We start from the raw sequence: 17,320 nt of genomic DNA on the forward strand, positions 1-17,320 counted from the left end.
AAGCACCGCTCCCACAGGGATAGTGTTCCAGGTTCAGTTCTTGCGTGCATGATGTGTCAGGAGGGAGTTTTCTGCAGAAGCTACTGGGGGAGCCGAAGCTCCCCCAAAGTGTGTGCTCTTATTTTTATTTTGTCTGTGGGCTTCTTGTTTTTGTTGAGTGCCCATCCACGAGACTTTCGTCTGTGAAACCTCCCAATCGGGAGTCAAGAGCAAACGGATTGCTTTGGTCGCTGTGTTGCAATGATCATTCGATCCAACCAGTTCAGGCGCTACCTAAGGGTAGTTTTTGTTGTTCTCGGCCTGGTTGCGGGGCAAGCCCCAAATACAACGCCTCTCCAAAAGAATCAGTTAGCTGCGCCTCCGCCGTGTTGTTCTTGTTATGCGTGAGTCGATTCGTATTGTTTTTATTATGGTGTGTTGCACTGCGAGTTTTTATTGTTCTTGTACTAGAGATATAGCAGGACCTGTGCCAACTTTTGGAAACCCTTTAAAACCGGGGGCTGTAGCGGATTGGCGGTTTTTCAGGCACAAAAAAGCCGGGATTTTCGTTACCGTAAACCCCGGCTTTTGTTACGTGCATCCTGTGAAGGTAACAGTTTCTGGCCTGACCGGAAGGCGCAGGCCAGAGCCTCCTGATCAGGTTTCGCTGGCGACGCCTTTGCGGCGAGGAATGCCCAATCGCTGACGACGTTCCCACAGGCACTTACGACTGACGCCCAGCTTGCGGGCCAGCTCGGTCTCGGTCATGTGGTCCTGATGTTCAAGAACGAAGTGCTGGAAGTAATCCTCCAGGGACAGGTCTTCTGTGGGCTCATGGCTGGTGGAACTGGACGAGCCTTGCTGTGGGGCCAGGCCGATGAAGTCGTCCAGATCGCTCAATTCGATGTCGATGCCCAGCAATTCGGCAGAGATTTCCGGGCTTTCGCACAGAATGACCGCTCGCTCCACGGCGTTTTCAAGTTCACGCACGTTGCCAGGCCAGGTGTACTGGCGAATGGCGAGCTCGGCGTCCGGGGCAAATCTCAGATCGTTACGACCGGCTTTCAGGCTTTGACGGGTCAGGAAGGCGCGGGCGATATCCAGCACATCGTTACCGCGCTCGCGCAATGCCGGGAGCTTCAAGGCAATAACGTGCAGACGGTAATAAAGGTCTTCGCGGAACTGGCCGACTTTCGCCAGGCTTTTCAGGTCCCGGTGGGTAGCCGCGATCAGGCGAACATCGACTTTCTGCGATTGCACGGAGCCCACGCGACGAATTTCGCCTTCCTGCAGAACGCGCAACAGACGTGCCTGAGCTTCCAGTGGCAGTTCGCCGATTTCGTCGAGGAACAACGTGCCGCCATCGGCCGCTTCCACAAGGCCCGCACGACCGGCACTCGCGCCAGTGAACGCGCCTTTCTCGTGGCCGAACAGCTCGGACTCGATCAGGGTTTCTGGAATCGCCGCACAGTTGACCGAGATCATCGGTGCTTTGGCGCGACGCGACAGGTTGTGCAGGGCACGTGCCACCAACTCTTTACCGGTGCCTGATTCGCCCTGAATCAGCACGTTGGAGTCGGTGGGAGCGACCTTGCGAATTTTGCTGTAGAGGTCCTGCATGGGCGCGCAGGAACCAATGATGCCGATTTCGCCGTTGCTGTTATCAACGCCTGCTTTATCTGGACTGGCCGCTTTGGCTGCGTTGCGATCAGCCTGAATGCTTTGCACGGTCTGGCGATCACGCAGGATGCGCGCGACCGCTTGCAGCATTTCGTCGTGGTCGAATGGCTTGGCAATGTAATCGACAGCGCCCATTTTCATGGAATCGACAGCTGAGCGCAGGCTCGCGTAGCTGGTCATGATCAGCACCGGTTTGCCCTCGCCAAGCTTGATCAGCTCAGTACCGGGAGCCCCGGGCAAGCGCAAATCGCTGACGATCAGATCAAACGAGGGGATGCTGAAACGTTCCTGGGCTTCCTGCACCGAACCTGCTTCGCTGACCTGATACTGGTTACGTTCCAGCAGGCGACGCAGGGCGGAGCGGATGATGGTTTCGTCTTCGACGATCAGAATATGGGGCATTTATTCAATTCTCTCGACGGGCTCAGTTCACGGCGGACGTCGCTTCGACGTGGCGCGGAAGTGTTACCCGAATACGGGTACCGCGCTCGTGCTCGGTATCAACCGGGCTGTCGATGGTGATCTGTCCATAATGCTCTTCAACGATGGAATAGACCAGCGCGAGGCCCAGTCCGGTCCCTTCACCCGGGTCCTTGGTGGTGAAGAACGGTTCGAACAATCGATCCATGATTGCTTTTGGAATTCCACTGCCTTCGTCTTCTACGATCAGATCGACAGTGTGTTCGGATGCTTCGCTCCTGACCCGGACTGCGCTGCCGGCTGGCGAGGCGTCGCGGGCATTGGAGAGCAGATTGATAAGCACCTGCGCAAGCCGTTGCGGGTCGCCATCGACCCAATGCTCGGGGTTGCACAGATTATAGAACTGGACTTCGAAATTACGTCGGTTCAGTGCCAGCAAGCCAATGGCGTCCTGCGCCACCTCGGCCAGACAAACGGCTTCGTCCGAGTGTTGATGGCTGCCCGCGTGAGCGAAGCTCATCAGCGATTGCACGATGCGGGAAACCCGCTTGGTCTGTTCGAGAATCTGGCTGCTGATTTCCTTCAGCTCGCCATCTTCTTCGCGCTCCTCGCGCAGGTTTTGCGCAAGGCAGGCGATGCCGGTGATCGGGTTGCCGATTTCGTGAGCCACACCGGCAGCCAGACGACCGATGCTCGCAAGGCGTTCGGAATGCACCAGCTTGTCTTCGAGCATCTGCGTTTCAGTCAGGTCTTCAACCAGCAATACCAGCCCGCTGTTTCCGGGTGCCAATGGCTCGTCAATCGCGGCTTTGTGCAGATTCAGCCAGCGGATTTGACCATCCAGTGGAAGACGCTGTTTGTGCAAGTGTTCGTCGGGCACATCGATGAAGCCACCAAGCAGTGCTTTCCAGGGTTCGGCGATGGTCTCAAGCCGTGAGCCCACAACACGTTTGGCAGCAATCCCGGTGAGTTCTTCCATGGCCTTGTTCCACATCAGGATCTCTTGATCCTTGGCCAGCGAGCAAACACCCATTGGCAATTCCTGAAGCGTTTGTCTGTGATAACGGCGCAGGGCATCCAGTTCGGCTGCCAGACCGGTGAGGCGCGAGTGGTAGTCCTCAAGCCGGCTTTCAATGAAGTGAATGTCTTCGGTGACATAATTTTCGCCGCTGGACTTATAGGGCAGGAACGTTTCGACCATGTCCTGCGCCACGCTGGGGCCCATCAAGCCTGAAAGATTGGCCTCGATTCTGTCCCTTAAACGACGCAAGGCGTAAGGCCGACGTTCGTCGAATGGCAGGTAGAGATCGCGCAGGGCCTGTTCGACTTCCTTCTGTGCGGCCTTGGCGCCCAAGGGTTTGGCCAGTTGCGTGGCGAACTCCTGGGGGGATACGGCGTGCAGTTCGCGGCGCTGCGGGCGACGAACGTTATCCACCGCACAGGCCTCGGCGGCACTGGCTTCCTCGGGGCTCGGGTTGCTGAACAGAGAAATCAGGGTGAACACCAATACGTTGGCGGCCAGCGAAGCAATCGCTGCCATGTGCCAACTGGTGTCGTCCAGTACGTAAATCATGTTCAGCAGCGGGATGTAGAAGCCCCGGAAGTCACCAATCAACGGCAACAACATGCTGACGATCCAGACCGTGATCCCTGCCAGCAACCCGGCAATAAACCCCCGGCGATTGGCGGCGGGCCAATACAGCACTGACAGCACGCCCGGCAGGAATTGCAGAGTCGCGACAAAAGCAACGATGCCCAGATTGGCCAGATCCTGTTGCGCGCCCAGCAGCAGGTAGAAGCCGTAACCGGCCATGATGATCGCCACGATCAGCGCGCGGCGGGTCCACTTCAGCCAGCGATAGATATTGCCTTCGGCGGGTGGTTGATAAAGCGGCAGCACCAGATGGTTCAGCGCCATGCCGGACAGCGCCAGTGTGGTCACGATGATCAAGCCGCTGGCGGCAGACAAGCCACCGACATAGGCCAGCAACGCCAGAGACTTGCTGTTGACCGCGATGCCAATGCCCAGGGTGAAGAATTCGGGGCTGGTGGTTGCGCCGAGTTTGAGCCCCGCCCACAGAATCAACGGCACCGCCAGGCTCATCAACAACAGAAACAGCGGCAGGCCCCAACTGGCGCTGACCAGCGCGCGCGGGTTGAGATTCTCGGTGAACGTCATGTGGTACATGTGCGGCATGACGATGGCCGAGGCGAAGAACACCAGCAGCAGCGTGCGCCACGGGCCTTCCTGCAAAGGCGTATGCAAGGCGGCGAGGGCGGTCTGGTTTTGCAGCAGCCACAGCTCAAGTTGCTGCGGACCGTCGAACACGCCATACAAGGCATAAAGACCGATACTGCCAATGGCCACGAGTTTGATCACCGACTCGAAGGCAATCGCGAATACCAGACCTTCATGTTTTTCGCGGGTGGCGATATGACGCGAACCGAAGAAAATCGTGAACAGGGTAATCAGCGCACAAAAAGCGATGGCAACGCGATCCTGCACCGGCTCGCGGGTCAGGATGCCAATCGAGTCGGCCACCGCCTGGATTTGCAGCGCCAGGAGCGGCAGAACGCCAATCAACATGAAGATCGTGGTCAGCGCGCCTGCCCAGGTGCTGCGGAAGCGGAATGCGAACAGGTCCGCCAGAGACGACAGTTGATAGGTGCGGGTGATGCGCAGGATCGGATAGAGCAAAACGGGGGCCAGCAGAAATGCACCGGATACGCCGAGATAGCTGGACAGGAAGCCGTAACCGTACTGGTACGCGAGACCGACCGTGCCGTAGAAGGCCCACGCGCTGGCGTAAACACCGAGGGACAGCGTGTAGGTCAGTGGATGACGGATGATCCAGCGCGGGATGACTCCCCGTTCGCTGATCCACGCCACGCCAAACAGCACGAGCAGATAAGCGGCGCTGACCAGAATCATCTGGGTCAGGCTAAAGCTCATCGGCATCTTTTTGACTCTGCAGAATGAAGGTCACCACGATCAGGATCAGCCATAACAGATAAGGCCGATACCACGCGCCGGTGGCGTCGATCCACCAATCCATGATGGCCGGCGAAAATAGATAAATGCCGACTACCAGCAACAGGACCAAGCGGTAAATATACATTTGGCCTCCTTCACGATTCATTCGTGTTGCGGCAGTTGAGGAGCGGCATGGTAACGGATGGCGGGCAACCTGCAAGTGTCGTTTAGTCGGAGATAGAACTGCGTCATGGGTGCCGCGCGATTAAGTAGCAAACGCGGCCCCTGTAGGCGCTCACGAGCAACGCGAGGCAGCGATAGCGATTTGTCTGACACACCGCCATCGCGGGGGTCGTAACCTCCCTGCGCTCCTGCAGACACATCATTCCGGTCCGACCATTACGCCCGGTTCGATGAGCGCTCTATCTCAGTCTATTGCGGCTTCCTCAAGGTTCCGTACGCGTGGAATAGCGGAAACGTTCCAGCGCTCGATTGCCCATTTCAGAACTTCCTGAGGCGTGCTGTAAGCGAGGGCCGATTTGGGCGCCTGGCCGAGTGCGCGCAAGGCGCGCAACAGCAGTGGAGTTGCCTGATCGGCCTCCAGTGGTGGCGAGCGGTAGCTTTTCCCCAGTTTGTTGCCGTCTGGCTGAGTAATGAGCGGCACATGCAGGTAACGCGGCTGTGGCGCGCCGAGCAATTCCTGGAGGTACAGCTGGCGCGGCGTGGAATCAAGCAGATCGGCCCCCCGGACAATGTCAGTGACGCCCTGCATGGCGTCATCGATGACGACCGCCAGTTGATAGGCGTACAGCCCATCGCGACGACGGATCACAAAGTCACCGACCTCACGGCCAAGGTGTTGCTGAAACTGGCCTTGCACACGATCTTCAAACCGGTACAGCAGTTCAGGGACACGAATACGGATGGCAGCGTTATCAGGCGAGTGCCCGGCATTTCTGCAGGTACCCGGGTAAACCCCCTGAAAGGGTTCGAGCTGTTTGCGCGAGCAGGTACACGCGTAGGCAAGACCGTGGCTGAACCAGCGATTGATCACTTCCTGATAAGCGTCGTGGCGATGACTTTGGGTAACCAGTTGCCCGTCCCATTCAAAACCATAGCGTTCGAGCGCTTCAAGAATCGCACGTTGAGCGCCCGGGACTTCCCGTGGCGGATCAAGGTCTTCCATGCGCATCAACCATTGCCCACCGACTGCGCGCGCGTCGAGATAAGACGCCAACGCCGCGACCAGTGAGCCGAAGTGCAGATAACCGCTGGGCGTTGGCGCAAAGCGCCCGATGTAGGAGGGGGATTTCATGGGGCGGATATTACTGGAGATTGGGGTTAGCTTCGAGACTGAAAAAGACCTCAAACCTTCAGGAGACTTTATATATGCCTGCGACCGTTTACCTGTTGGAGCGAGGCTTGCCCGCGAATCAGGCGCTGCGGTATATCAGCTTTACCGAGTAATCGTTCTTCGCGGGCAAGCCTCGCTCCAACAGAGCGCAACCCCACAGGGAGAGCATTCCAATTCAATCGATGTGGTGGGGAGATTGGTTGAGCTCAAAAACAACAAAGGACGCCGAAGCGTCCTTTGTGTTTGCAAGGTTGCGGGTCGTGTTACTTGCCGACCTGCTTTTCCTTGATCTCTGCCAATGTCTTGCAGTCGACGCACTGGTCGGCTGTCGGACGGGCTTCGAGGCGGCGGATGCCGATCTCTACGCCGCAGGATTCGCACCAGCCGTATTCTTCGTCTTCGATCAGTTGCAGCGTTTTGTCGATCTTTTTGATCAGTTTACGTTCGCGATCACGAGCACGCAGTTCAAGGCTGAACTCTTCTTCCTGGCTGGCACGGTCGGCCGGGTCAGGAAAGTTCGCAGCTTCGTCCTTCATGTGAGTCATGGTGCGATCAACTTCCTTCATCAACTGCTGTTTCCAGTTGGTGAGGATTTTTGTGAAGTGTTCGCGCATGGGCTTGCCCATGTACTCCTCACCCTTACTGCTTTCGTAAGGCTTGAAGTCACCGTCCAGCTGGTTGGTCTGCTGCTTTTCTTGGGTGGGCATGAATGGACCGCCTCTCACTCTTTAATCCATTGCGCAGGAAAATATCCATCACCGGCACCTGCCGGCCCTGCGGCTGCAAGCGGGCGAACTTACCAGATCGAATCGGAGCGCGCTACTCCCGGTTGTCGAGCATGCATTCGAGCTGGGCGGTGAATGGCCGTTGCTACAGACGCGGGGCTGATTAAAACGTTCAACGCCTTGAGAGGATCACACTCTTTTCAATGGCTTATTGCTTGCTACCCGCCGTTTCGGGGCTTTATTAACTTTCCTGCGGGGGCGGGTGCTTGGGTAGAATCGCTCATCACTTTTCGCATGCCTGACCGGCATCCGACCCCGATAAGATTTAAAGGAAGGTCAATGGCTCAGCCCTACAGTGCGCGCAGTCGCGCCATCGAACCCTTTCATGTCATGGCGCTGCTGGCGCGGGCCAACGAGCTGCAGGCAGCCGGGCATGACGTGATTCATCTGGAGATTGGCGAGCCCGATTTCACCACTGCCGAGCCCATTATTGCGGCCGGACAGGCTGCATTGGCGGCGGGCAAAACCCGTTATACCGCGGCCCGTGGTCTGCCTGAATTGCGTGAAGCCATTGCCGGTTTTTATGCCCAGCGTTATGGCGTGACCGTTGATCCCGGCCGGATTCTGGTCACACCGGGCGGTTCCGGCGCGCTGTTACTGGCGAGCAGTTTGCTGGTCGACCCCGGTAAACACTGGCTGCTGGCGGACCCTGGTTACCCATGTAACCGACATTTTCTGCGTCTTGTGGAAGGTGCAGCACAACTGGTGCCGGTCGGCCCGCAAGAGCGGTATCAGCTCACCCCGGATCTGGTCGCACGGCATTGGGATAAAGACAGCGTCGGTGCGCTCGTTGCCTCACCTGCAAACCCGACGGGCACGCTGTTGAGTCGCGACGAATTGGCAGGGCTTTCCTCGACGCTCAAGGCGCGTAACGGTCATCTGGTGGTAGACGAGATTTACCACGGCCTGACTTACGGCACCGATGCAGCCAGCGTGCTGGAGGTGGACGACGATGCCTTCGTGTTGAATAGTTTTTCGAAATATTTCGGCATGACCGGCTGGCGTCTTGGCTGGCTGGTCGCGCCTCAGGATGCGGTCGCTGATCTGGAAAAGCTGGCTCAGAATCTTTACATCAGTGCGCCAAGCATGGCCCAGTACGCCGCGCTTGCCTGCTTCGAGCCGCAGACGCTGGAAATCCTCGAGCAGCGCCGTGCCGAGTTCGGATTGCGCCGTGATTATCTGTTACCGGCTTTGCGCGAGTTGGGCTTCGGTATCGCGGTTGAGCCAGAAGGCGCTTTCTATCTGTATGCCGACATGAGTGTTTTCGGGGGCGATGCCTACTCGTTCTGTCAGCATTTCCTTGAAACCGAACACGTTGCGATCACGCCGGGGCTGGACTTCGGTCGATTCCAGGCGGGGCATCATGTGCGTTTCGCTTACACACAGAGCCTGCCGCGTTTGCAGGAGGCGGTTGAGCGAATTGCTCGCGGGCTAAGGAGCTGGCAAGGCTGATGCGTTTTTCTCCTGAGCTTGAACAAGGTGTTCTGTTGGTGCGCTACAAGCGCTTTCTCGCGGACATTCAAACGGACAGCGGTGAGTTGCTGACCATTCATTGCCCTAATACCGGCTCGATGTTCAATTGCATGATGCCGGGCGGGCGTGTGTGGTTCAGCCGTTCCAATGATCCAAAGCGCAAGCTGCCGGGCACCTGGGAGATCAGCGAAACCCCTCAGGGACGCCTGGCGTGTGTCAACACCGGACGTGCCAACACTCTGGTTGAAGAAGCGTTGCGCGCCGGGGTGATCACCGAGTTGAACGGCTTCACCGCTCTCAAGCGCGAAGTGGCCTACGGTCAGGAAAAAAGCCGGGTGGATTTCCGCCTGGATTATCCGCAGGGGCCCGCTTACGTTGAGGTCAAAAGCGTCACGCTGGGTTTTGATGGCTCTGCAGTCGCGGCTTTTCCGGATGCGGTCACTCAACGTGGCGCACGACATTTGCGGGAGTTGGCGAGCCTGGCTCGCGAAGGTGTACGTGCAGTGTTGCTGTATTGCGTGAACCTGACTGGCATCGAAGCCGTGCGGCCTGCCGAAGAAGTTGACCCAGGCTACGCCGCTGCATTGCGCGAGGCGGTCGCGGCAGGTGTTGAGGTCCTGGCGTATGGCGTGCAGTTGACGCCTGAGCAGATATTCATCGATCGGCCATTGCAGCTTCGCTGGGCCAAAGAGCCTGATCAGTCGCTGGCGGGTGTTTCTATCCAGACACCTTGATGATCTTCGTGGCTGGCAATCCCGGTCAGAGATCTTCCTTCACAGGGACCAGCAACGCATTCGCCGCTTTCAATCAGGAACAACGCGCCATGAGTGGCGCAGTGAATCAGACTCGCGCTGGGGTCCAGAAACTGGTCTGGCTGCCATTCCAGCGGCACGCCGCGATGCGGGCAGCGGTTGTCATAGACGAACACCTGCCCGTTGCGCCTTGTGGCGAACAGCTTGCGACCATTGATTTCAAACCCGCGGCTTTGGGCTTCCAGCAGTTGATCGCTGGTGCAGAGCAATTTCACCAGGGCCTCCGTGGGGCTCGTGACGGTAGTTCTGAAGCGGCGAATTGTGGCAGTTCTTTTCGAGGTCGGGGGGATATCTTTGGAGGCTGCGGAACCTGTGGACAGGCTGATAACGACGTGGGACCGGCTTCAGCCGGGAAGAGGCCGTGTCAGACGCTGGATTTTTATCTGCAGGGATACCGCCTTCCCGGCTAAAGCCGGTCCCACGACTTCACACCACAATCCAGGATTGCGCATATTCTTCTGTGGGAGCAGAGCTTGCTCGCGATAAGGCTGGACGCAGTTCACTTCCGATCGCATCCAGCCTTATTGTCGGAATACCGCCCAGACCAAGCTCTGCTCCCACAGGAATCACTGATGACGTGGGACCGGCTTCAGCCGGGAAGAGGCCTTAACAGACGCTGGATTTTTATCTGCAGAGATACCGCCTTCCCGGCTAAAGCCGGTCCCATGTCTTTAATCAGCTTGCAGGCAACCATCGAATCTCCCACTTAAGGCCGCATTCCAATTCAAATTCAGGCACGACTTCTACTTCAGAAATTTCCTGTTATCGCGTAGTCCCCCTCTCTCTTCGCCTTCCTGGGCACCCGCAGGCCTTTGGCTCCTATATGTTCTCGCTTTCATTTTGAAGCGTTTGAGGACGGCACATGAGCATGGACATCTCCACCGAAGATGAGCAATTGGCACGCCAGGCGATCAGCCTGTTCGAATTGATGGCGCTGGATGTTGACGACACTGAGGCGCGTATCGTTGGCTTGTGTCAGCGGGCGATGACCCCGTTGGGGCCGATCGCGGCAATCTGTGTGTATCCGCGATTCGTACTGCTGGCCCGCACGACCCTGGATCGACTTCAGCATCGGGACATTCGCGTCGTCGCCGTCGTCAATTTCCCCTACGGCTCCGCGAATGAAGAGGCTGTGATGTCTGAAACGCGAGCCGCTGTCATGTCTGGGGCCGACGAGATCGACCTGGTGTACCCGTTCCGCACACTGCTGTCAGGCGATCAGCAGACCGGGGCAAATATGGTTGCTTCATGTCGCGCGGCGTGCGGGCCGGACATGGTGCTCACGGTAACTCTGGAGGTTGGCGATCTGCGCGATCCGCAAATCATTCGTGACGCCTGTCTGGCGGCAATCATTGCTGGCGCCAACTTTATCAAGACCAGCACCGGCAAACTGGTGACGCCTCCGACTACGCAGGCGGTGCGAGTCATGCTTGAAAGTCTTGTTGACGTGGGTGGGCAGGTAGGGCTCAAGTTCTGTGGCGGCTTGCGGACCCTCAACGATGCCAGGCTATTTATCGAAATGGCCCGCGCGCGCTTCGGTCCGCAGTGGGTCAGCGATCAACGAGTAAGGTTGGTGGGGTCGAGCCTGCTGGACGACATCCTTTCACAGCTCGGAGTCGTCGAGCCGGGTTCCCGTGGGAACGGTTACTGATGAAGGGGGCTTTTCGCCAGTCGAGAAGAAATCACGGGCAAAAAAAGACCCGGCAATAAGCCGGGTCAAAAACCGTGATTAGCCTGATGAGGAGATAATCTGAAAGTCCGAACCAAGGTCTTTCAGGTATCGGCCAGTCTCGCGACCGGTTGTGATAATCATATCGATTCTCATTTGCAAGTCAATGACTTCTTTTCATCTATTTCCCGAGGGGGCTCAATCAGCCCCTTTCCAAGGCTCCTGCGGTGGTTGATCTGTCTGTTCAAAGCGTCCTTGCGATCAACGGGCAGGTCATTCCAATGGATATCCATCAAGGCTGCCTCTATCGCATACAACAACACTTTGGTCGCGCGAAATCCTCGCGTTCGTACCGCCTGATAAGCATTTACAGCGCCCATACGACGTAAATCAGAAGCGCTGTGTATGCCTACGGCGTGCAACCATTGGGCTGAAGTCTTGCCGACGTTTTTCAGGTGTTGCAGTTCATCGTTCATCATGCCTCCGTGCGATGCTGAGCTCTGACTGTGGGTGAAAACCTGGCAAGTCTTGAGAAATTGTAGCTTTTGGAGGGAAAGTGACAGAGGCAGGTGATCGGATAGATAGCGTCAGGTGATCAGTGGGACGGAGGGTGCGTATAGTCAGCCCTGCATGCATTGCGCATGCGGGCGTGAGTATACGGAACGTGCGTTGAAATCAATGGGTACGGTAGCGCAGCCGAGTACCGAAGTTGACCGACATCAGAATTTCGTCAGCGCTCAGTTCGCGGGGGAAGAACGTTCCCGAGATCTGTGCGTGGGCAATGCTTGCCCCTTCCAGTGGCGTACTACTCAGATCAAGGCCGCGCAAGTCAGCGGAGCGAAAGTAGGCATTGGTGAAGTCGATGCCGTCTGTGTCGAGATTGCGCAAGTCCAGCCCGCGGAAGTCGCCACCCTTGAAATCAATGGTGCCTGACTTGGGTTTCTCTTGGTTGAACCCCGCAACGTCATCATTTCGCAGCATCGCGTACAGCGGGGAATCCAGTACTTTGGGCTGACTCATAAGCGCCTCGCTTTTCCGTTCCGTTAGAATTGTGACGCCAGTATATCGCCACTATTTTCAAGCCGTGAAGCACTAACTGCCAAACGGCTCAAAACATTGTTTTAGAGCGCGGGAAGGCGCTGACGAAGGTTTTCGATCAGGTTGTCGAGGTCGCTGCTTTTGTTGGTCTCGACGCGCTTGCTGTGCAGGGTTTCTTCCTCAGTCAGCGGTTCGCGGGTCGCTTGCTGTGAGCGGATAACTTCCAGCGTCGCGTCGGAAGGGTCTGTGTTTTCTGCCTGACGCTGGGCGAGCCAACCGGCGATAACGGCTTCGGGTGCATCGCAGTCGAGGATCAGGAACGGCACGCCAGTGGTTTCGGCAACTTTTGCCGCCGACACACGCTGAGCCTGTTTCAGGTACGTTGCATCTATAACGACCGGGAACCCGGCGCGCAGGACCACAGCAGCCAGTTCATGCAGGCGTGCATAAGTTGCGTTGCTGGCATCAGCGTCATAAAGGTTGGCGTCCTGCCCGGCGAACAGGCGTTTACGTTCTACGTCCGAACGCAGGCGCACGGCCCCCAGGGAATCAACAAGGCGTTTGGCCACATGGCTCTTGCCCACCGCAGATACGCCGTGAGTGATAACCAGAAAGCGCGAAGGAATAGCGCTGTAGCTTTCTGCCAGGTTGGCGTAATTGCGATATTGACGCAGAGTTGCGCCGCGCTGAACCGCATCGGCACCTGCAGGCAGACTGAACAGCGCAATCTTGGCGCGAACCATCGCACGGTAGGCTTTATAGAAGTTCAGCAGCTCCAGCCCCTGGTAGTCTCCGGTCAGTTCCAGATACTGGCTGATGAGGCGACGAGCAAGGGATTTCAGGCCGCGATCTTCCAGGTCCATAGCCAGGAAGCCGATATCGGCATAGACGTCGGTCATGCGGAACGGTTCGTTGAACTCGATGCAGTCGAAGATCACGACCTTGTCACCAATCAGGGTCATGTTGCCCAGATGGATATCGCCGTGGCATTCACGGATAAAGCCCTCGGCTTTACGCTGGGCGAGCAGGGGTTTCAGCCTTTCGAAACTCGATTCAGCCCATGCCTGTAGGGCATCGAGTTGCTGGAGGTCTGATTTTTCGCTGATTAGCGGGCGAATCTGCTCAAAGTTCTGCAGGACCGGCGCCATGACTGTGTCAGGCGACCCTAGCTCATTTTCAGCACCCACTTTTGGCGCATCAATATGGAACTGGCCGATCTGTATGGCGATGTTATCGATGTGCGTCGACGTCAATTCACCGTTGGCCTGCAACGTGCTCAACAGTCCGTCTTGCGAGAACTGGCGCATTTTCAGCGCATATTCGATGACTTCACCTTCGCCACCCAGTTGCGGTGCTTCGGCACTGCCGGTCACCGGGATGACTTCCAGATACAGGTCCTCGGTCAGACGCTGGTTGAGACGCAGCTCTTCCTTGCAGAAGTGTTCGCGCGCTGAAAGCGTCGTGAAGTCCAGAAAACCGAAGTTGACCGGTTTCTTGAATTTGTAAACGAATGGACCGGTGAGCAGTACCCACGAAATGTGAGTTTCGATGAGCTGAAAGCCCTCGACCGGGTGCGGAAACAGCGCGGGGTTCTGCAGGGCTGCAATCAGTGACTGGCTCACGGACGATCCTTCAATAGTGATGTTTCATTAAGTGCTTCAAGGTGGGCATTATGGCCGCTTGGCGCGAGGCTGCAAACCTCCGGAAAGGGTGTCTTTCGAACACCTGCAAAGTGCGTATAATCCGCCGCCATGACTCGTACTCGATCCTCTCGCAAAGCAAAAAAACCTGCCTCTGGCGGACTTCGTACCTGGTTAGGCTGGGGATTGAAGCTCGGCATTGTCGGGCTCGTCGTGCTGGCTGGCTTCGCCATTTACCTTGATGCCATCGTTCAAGAGAAGTTTTCCGGCAAACGCTGGATGATTCCGGCCAAGGTGTATGCGCGGCCGCTGGAGCTGTTTGTCGGGCAGAAACTCAGCAAGGATGATTTCCTGATTGAGCTTGATGCGCTGGGTTATCGGCGCGAAAGCGTTGCCAATGGTCCGGGCGCAGCTGCTGTGAGCGGCAATACCGTCGACCTTAATACCCGCGGTTTTCAGTTCTATGAAGGCACCGATTCGGCCCAGCAGATTCGTGTACGTTTCTCAGGCGACTATGTCGCGGACCTCTCTTCGGCCAATGGCGCCAAACTGGCAGTTGCCCGTCTGGAACCGCTGATGATCGGTGGGCTGTACCCGAAAAATCTCGAAGACCGGATCCTGATCAAGCTCGATCAGGCTCCGCCGTACCTGCTAGATACACTTGTAGCTGTTGAAGATCGCGATTTCTACCATCACTTTGGGGTGTCGCCCAAGTCGATTGCCCGTGCATTCTGGATCAACGCCTCCGCCGGGCAGATGCGTCAGGGCGGGAGTACGCTGACGCAACAGTTGGTCAAGAACTTCTACCTGACCAATGAGCGCAGCCTGACTCGCAAACTGACCGAAGCCATGATGGCCGTGTTGCTGGAGATTCATTACAGCAAGCAGGAAATCCTTGAGGCTTACCTCAACGAGGTATTTGTCGGTCAGGACGGCCAGCGTGCGGTACACGGCTTTGGCCTTGCCAGTCAGTATTTCTTCAGTCAGCCACTGTCCGAGCTCAAGTTGCATCAGGTCGCGTTGTTGGTCGGTCTGGTCAAAGGCCCTTCCTATTACAACCCGCGTCGTAACCCGGAGCGTGCGCTTGAACGGCGTAATCTGGTGCTCGACCTGCTTGAGCAGCAAGGCGTGGCCACGGCTGAAGCAGTCGCCGCCGCCAAGAAGATGCCGCTGGGCGTGACCAAGACCGGTAGTTTGGCCGACAGCTCGTTCCCGGGCTTCCTTGATCTAGTCAAGCGCCAACTGCGCGAAGACTATCGCGACGAAGACCTGACCGAAGAAGGCCTGCGCATCTTCACCAGCTTTGACCCAATCCTGCAGATGAAGTCCGAGTCGGCCATGAGCGAGACTTTCAAGCGTCTGGCGGGTCGTAAGGGTGTGGATGACGTCGAAGCGGCCATGGTCGTGACCAACCCGGAAACAGGTGAGGTCCAGGCGCTGATCGGTAGCCGCAAGGCAGGTTATGCCGGGTTCAACCGTGCCATCGATGCAGTGCGTCCGATAGGCTCATTGGTGAAACCATCCATTTACCTGACTGCCCTTGAGCGTCCGAGCAAGTACACCTTGACCAGTTGGGTCGCCGACGAACCATTCCAGGTCAAAGGTGCTGACGGTCAGATCTGGAAGCCACAAAACTTCGATCACAAGGCTCACGGTAATATTTTCCTGTACCAGGGGCTGGCGCATTCCTACAACCTGTCCAGCGCTAAAATCGGCCTGGAAGTCGGTGTGCCGAATGTATTCAAAACCATCGGCAAGCTGGGTGTTGACGTTGATTGGCCTGCTTATCCGTCGATGCTGCTGGGTGCCGGTGCATTGAGCCCGATCCAGGTCGCGACGATGTTCCAGACCATCGCCAACGGTGGATTCAACACGCCAATGCGCGGCATCCGCAGTGTGCTGACTGCCGAAGGTGAGCCGCTCAAGCGTTACCCGTTCCAGATTCAGCAGCGCTTCGATCCGGGCTCGATCTATCTTCTGCAGAATGCGATGCAGCGGGTGATGCGCGAAGGTACCGGTCGCTCTGTTTACAACGTATTGCCAAGCTCGCTGAATCTTGCCGGCAAGTCCGGGACGACCAACGACTCCCGAGACAGCTGGTTCGCCGGTTTCAGTCAGGATCTGCTGGCGGTCGTGTGGCTCGGTCGCGATGACAACGGCAAAACGCCGTTTACCGGTGCAACCGGTGCGTTGCAGGTCTGGACCAGTTTCATGAGCAAGGCTGATCCGCTGCCGCTGGACATGGCGCAGCCTGATAACGTCGTACAAGTCTGGGTCAATGCCGCGACAGGTGAGGGATCCGATGCCGGTTGCCCGAATGCCGTGCAGATGCCGTATATTCGCGGCAGTGAACCTGCCCCCGGCGCTGCTTGTGGTGGGCCTGCGGCTCCGGCCCAGGAAGTAATGGATTGGGTCAAGGGTTGGCTGAACTAGATTAATTGAGCGCCCCAAAGAGGATCTAAAGTGAACAAGTGGTTAATACCAGCGTTGACAGCTGTTGCTCTGCTCAATGGTTGTGCCAGCGTAGAACGTGGCTCGATTCCTGTGGTGGATTCGGGTTCGAAGGTTTCCAACGGCGAGCGCGTGTCGCGTAACGGTGCTTCCGTGGCAAGCGTTGCTCAGGCACCTGCGCAAGCTCAGTCCGTGCCGCAGGACTCTGGCGTCGTGGTCATGATTCCGGGTGGCGGGGGCGGTAGTTCCGCACCCATCGATACCTATGCTGCCCCGGCCGGGCAGGCCCCGATCAGTGTCAGTCCGCCGATTGATACTTCCTCGGTGAGCGCTCCCGTGACCAGCAACACTTACAACATGCCCGCGCCCAGTGCGCCAAGTGGCATTCCGTCTTCCGGTAGCGGGTTGTCTGCCGATGAGCAGCTCGACGGCCCGGTTCTGGCATTGCTGACCACCGCTCAGCAGCAACAGAACGGCGGTGACTTGAACGGCGCGTCTTCGAGCCTTGAACGTGCACAGCGTGTTGCACCTCGGGAGCCGCAGGTTATCTATCGACTGGCACAAGTACGACTGGCTCAGGGCGACTCCGCTCAGGCCGAGCAACTGGCGCGTCGTGGTCTGACCTATGCCAATGGGCGTCCAAGTCTGCAGGCCAGCCTGTGGGAAATCATTGCTCAGGCACGTGAGAAGCAGGGTGATGCTTCCGGTGCAGCCCTGGCTCGTCAGAAAGCCAAGGTCGGCGCCTGATGGATCAGCGCTTTCCTGAGGTGGCCGAGCATTTGCTGCTGATCGAACGCGAGTTGCGGGCACTGGGTTGGTGGAGTGATCGATCACCCAGTGAAGAGGCACTCTCCAGTGGCGAACCGTTTTGTGTCGATACGCTGGAGTTCGAGCAATGGCTGCAATGGATCTTCCTGCCAAGAATGAAGCACATTCTTGAGAATGACCTGCCTTTGCCGAATGCCTCAGGCATCCTCGAAATGGCCGAGATGGTCTACGCCACACTCCAGCGCGAAACCCGCCCCTTGCAGCAATTGCTTGCGCA

At 57.4% G+C, this 17,320-nt stretch carries 15 protein-coding genes; 6 read left to right on the forward strand and 9 right to left on the reverse strand.

The features are described from left to right. Positions 1-636: 636 nt before the first annotated feature. The 5 genes from H8S59_RS20100 to dksA form a co-directional block, all read right to left on the reverse strand. Positions 637-2,061 carry a sigma-54-dependent transcriptional regulator gene (locus H8S59_RS20100; RefSeq protein ID WP_095098267.1) on the reverse strand — a complete coding sequence of 475 codons (1,425 nt, stop codon included), beginning with the start codon at positions 2,059-2,061 and terminating at the stop codon, positions 637-639. 22 nt (positions 2,062-2,083) lie between these two features. Beyond that, positions 2,084-5,038: a sensor histidine kinase gene (locus H8S59_RS20105; protein ID WP_187522573.1), complete on the reverse strand. Its 2,955-nt coding sequence runs from the start codon at positions 5,036-5,038 to the stop codon at positions 2,084-2,086. Further along, on the reverse strand, positions 5,022-5,198 hold the full coding sequence (locus H8S59_RS20110) for a hypothetical protein (RefSeq protein ID WP_003176118.1): 177 nt from the start codon (positions 5,196-5,198) through the stop codon (positions 5,022-5,024). The genes H8S59_RS20105 and H8S59_RS20110 overlap by 17 nt, the downstream gene beginning before the upstream one ends. Before the next feature lie 282 nt (positions 5,199-5,480). Next, complete coding sequence (gene gluQRS, locus H8S59_RS20115; RefSeq protein WP_187522574.1) at positions 5,481-6,368, reverse strand: tRNA glutamyl-Q(34) synthetase GluQRS; 888 nt, start codon at positions 6,366-6,368, stop codon at positions 5,481-5,483. A gap of 302 nt (positions 6,369-6,670) precedes the next feature. Continuing rightward, positions 6,671-7,114: an RNA polymerase-binding protein DksA gene (dksA, locus tag H8S59_RS20120; RefSeq protein WP_027900346.1), complete on the reverse strand. Its 444-nt coding sequence runs from the start codon at positions 7,112-7,114 to the stop codon at positions 6,671-6,673. A gap of 357 nt (positions 7,115-7,471) precedes the next feature. Here dksA and H8S59_RS20125 point away from each other — a divergent pair, with 357 nt between their 5' ends. Together H8S59_RS20125 and sfsA are read left to right on the forward strand one after the other, a co-directional pair. After that, positions 7,472-8,644, forward strand: a complete 1,173-nt coding sequence (locus tag H8S59_RS20125; RefSeq protein ID WP_187522575.1) for a pyridoxal phosphate-dependent aminotransferase — start codon at positions 7,472-7,474, stop codon at positions 8,642-8,644. Further along, entirely contained in the window at positions 8,644-9,399 is a 756-nt protein-coding gene (gene sfsA, locus H8S59_RS20130) for a DNA/RNA nuclease SfsA (protein ID WP_187522576.1), read from the forward strand. Before H8S59_RS20125 ends, sfsA begins: the two co-directional genes overlap by 1 nt. On the opposite strand, the gene H8S59_RS20135 is transcribed toward sfsA, so the two are convergent. Beyond that, entirely contained in the window at positions 9,363-9,692 is a 330-nt protein-coding gene (locus tag H8S59_RS20135; protein WP_187522577.1) for a Rieske 2Fe-2S domain-containing protein, read from the reverse strand. The two genes, sfsA and H8S59_RS20135, sit on opposite strands and share 37 nt — an antisense overlap. 647 nt (positions 9,693-10,339) lie before the next feature. Here H8S59_RS20135 and deoC point away from each other — a divergent pair. Then, positions 10,340-11,128 carry a deoxyribose-phosphate aldolase gene (gene deoC / locus H8S59_RS20140; protein WP_187522578.1) on the forward strand — a complete coding sequence of 263 codons (789 nt, stop codon included), beginning with the start codon at positions 10,340-10,342 and terminating at the stop codon, positions 11,126-11,128. Between the two features lie 170 nt (positions 11,129-11,298). Here the strand turns inward: deoC and H8S59_RS20145 are convergent, their stop codons facing one another. The 3 genes from H8S59_RS20145 to H8S59_RS20155 all read right to left on the reverse strand — a co-directional run bounded on the left by H8S59_RS20145 (position 11,299) and on the right by H8S59_RS20155 (position 13,806). Next, on the reverse strand, positions 11,299-11,622 hold the full coding sequence (locus tag H8S59_RS20145; RefSeq protein WP_095098242.1) for a TfoX/Sxy family protein: 324 nt from the start codon (positions 11,620-11,622) through the stop codon (positions 11,299-11,301). A gap of 199 nt (positions 11,623-11,821) precedes the next feature. Beyond that, positions 11,822-12,166, reverse strand: coding sequence for a pentapeptide repeat-containing protein (locus H8S59_RS20150; protein WP_187522579.1), 345 nt, complete (start codon positions 12,164-12,166; stop codon positions 11,822-11,824). Positions 12,167-12,267: 101 nt separating this feature from the next. Beyond that, complete coding sequence (locus H8S59_RS20155) at positions 12,268-13,806, reverse strand: AAA family ATPase (protein ID WP_187522580.1); 1,539 nt, start codon at positions 13,804-13,806, stop codon at positions 12,268-12,270. A 129-nt stretch (positions 13,807-13,935) separates the two neighbouring features. Here H8S59_RS20155 and mrcB point away from each other — a divergent pair, with 129 nt between their 5' ends. The 3 genes from mrcB to H8S59_RS20170 all read left to right on the forward strand — a co-directional run. Further along, positions 13,936-16,257: a penicillin-binding protein 1B gene (gene mrcB / locus H8S59_RS20160; RefSeq protein ID WP_095098233.1), complete on the forward strand. Its 2,322-nt coding sequence runs from the start codon at positions 13,936-13,938 to the stop codon at positions 16,255-16,257. 30 nt (positions 16,258-16,287) lie between these two features. Then, positions 16,288-17,022 (forward strand): tetratricopeptide repeat protein, encoded by a 735-nt coding sequence (locus tag H8S59_RS20165; protein WP_095098230.1) that lies wholly within the window; start codon positions 16,288-16,290, stop codon positions 17,020-17,022. Beyond that, positions 17,022-17,320, forward strand: a 299-nt coding sequence (locus tag H8S59_RS20170; RefSeq protein ID WP_187522581.1) for a YqcC family protein, incomplete at its 3' end; no start/stop codon positions are given. The genes H8S59_RS20165 and H8S59_RS20170, both read left to right, overlap by 1 nt.

The sequence above is a fragment of the Pseudomonas folii genome, assembly GCF_014357575.1.
Classification (GTDB): Bacteria; Pseudomonadota; Gammaproteobacteria; order Pseudomonadales; family Pseudomonadaceae; genus Aquipseudomonas; species Aquipseudomonas folii.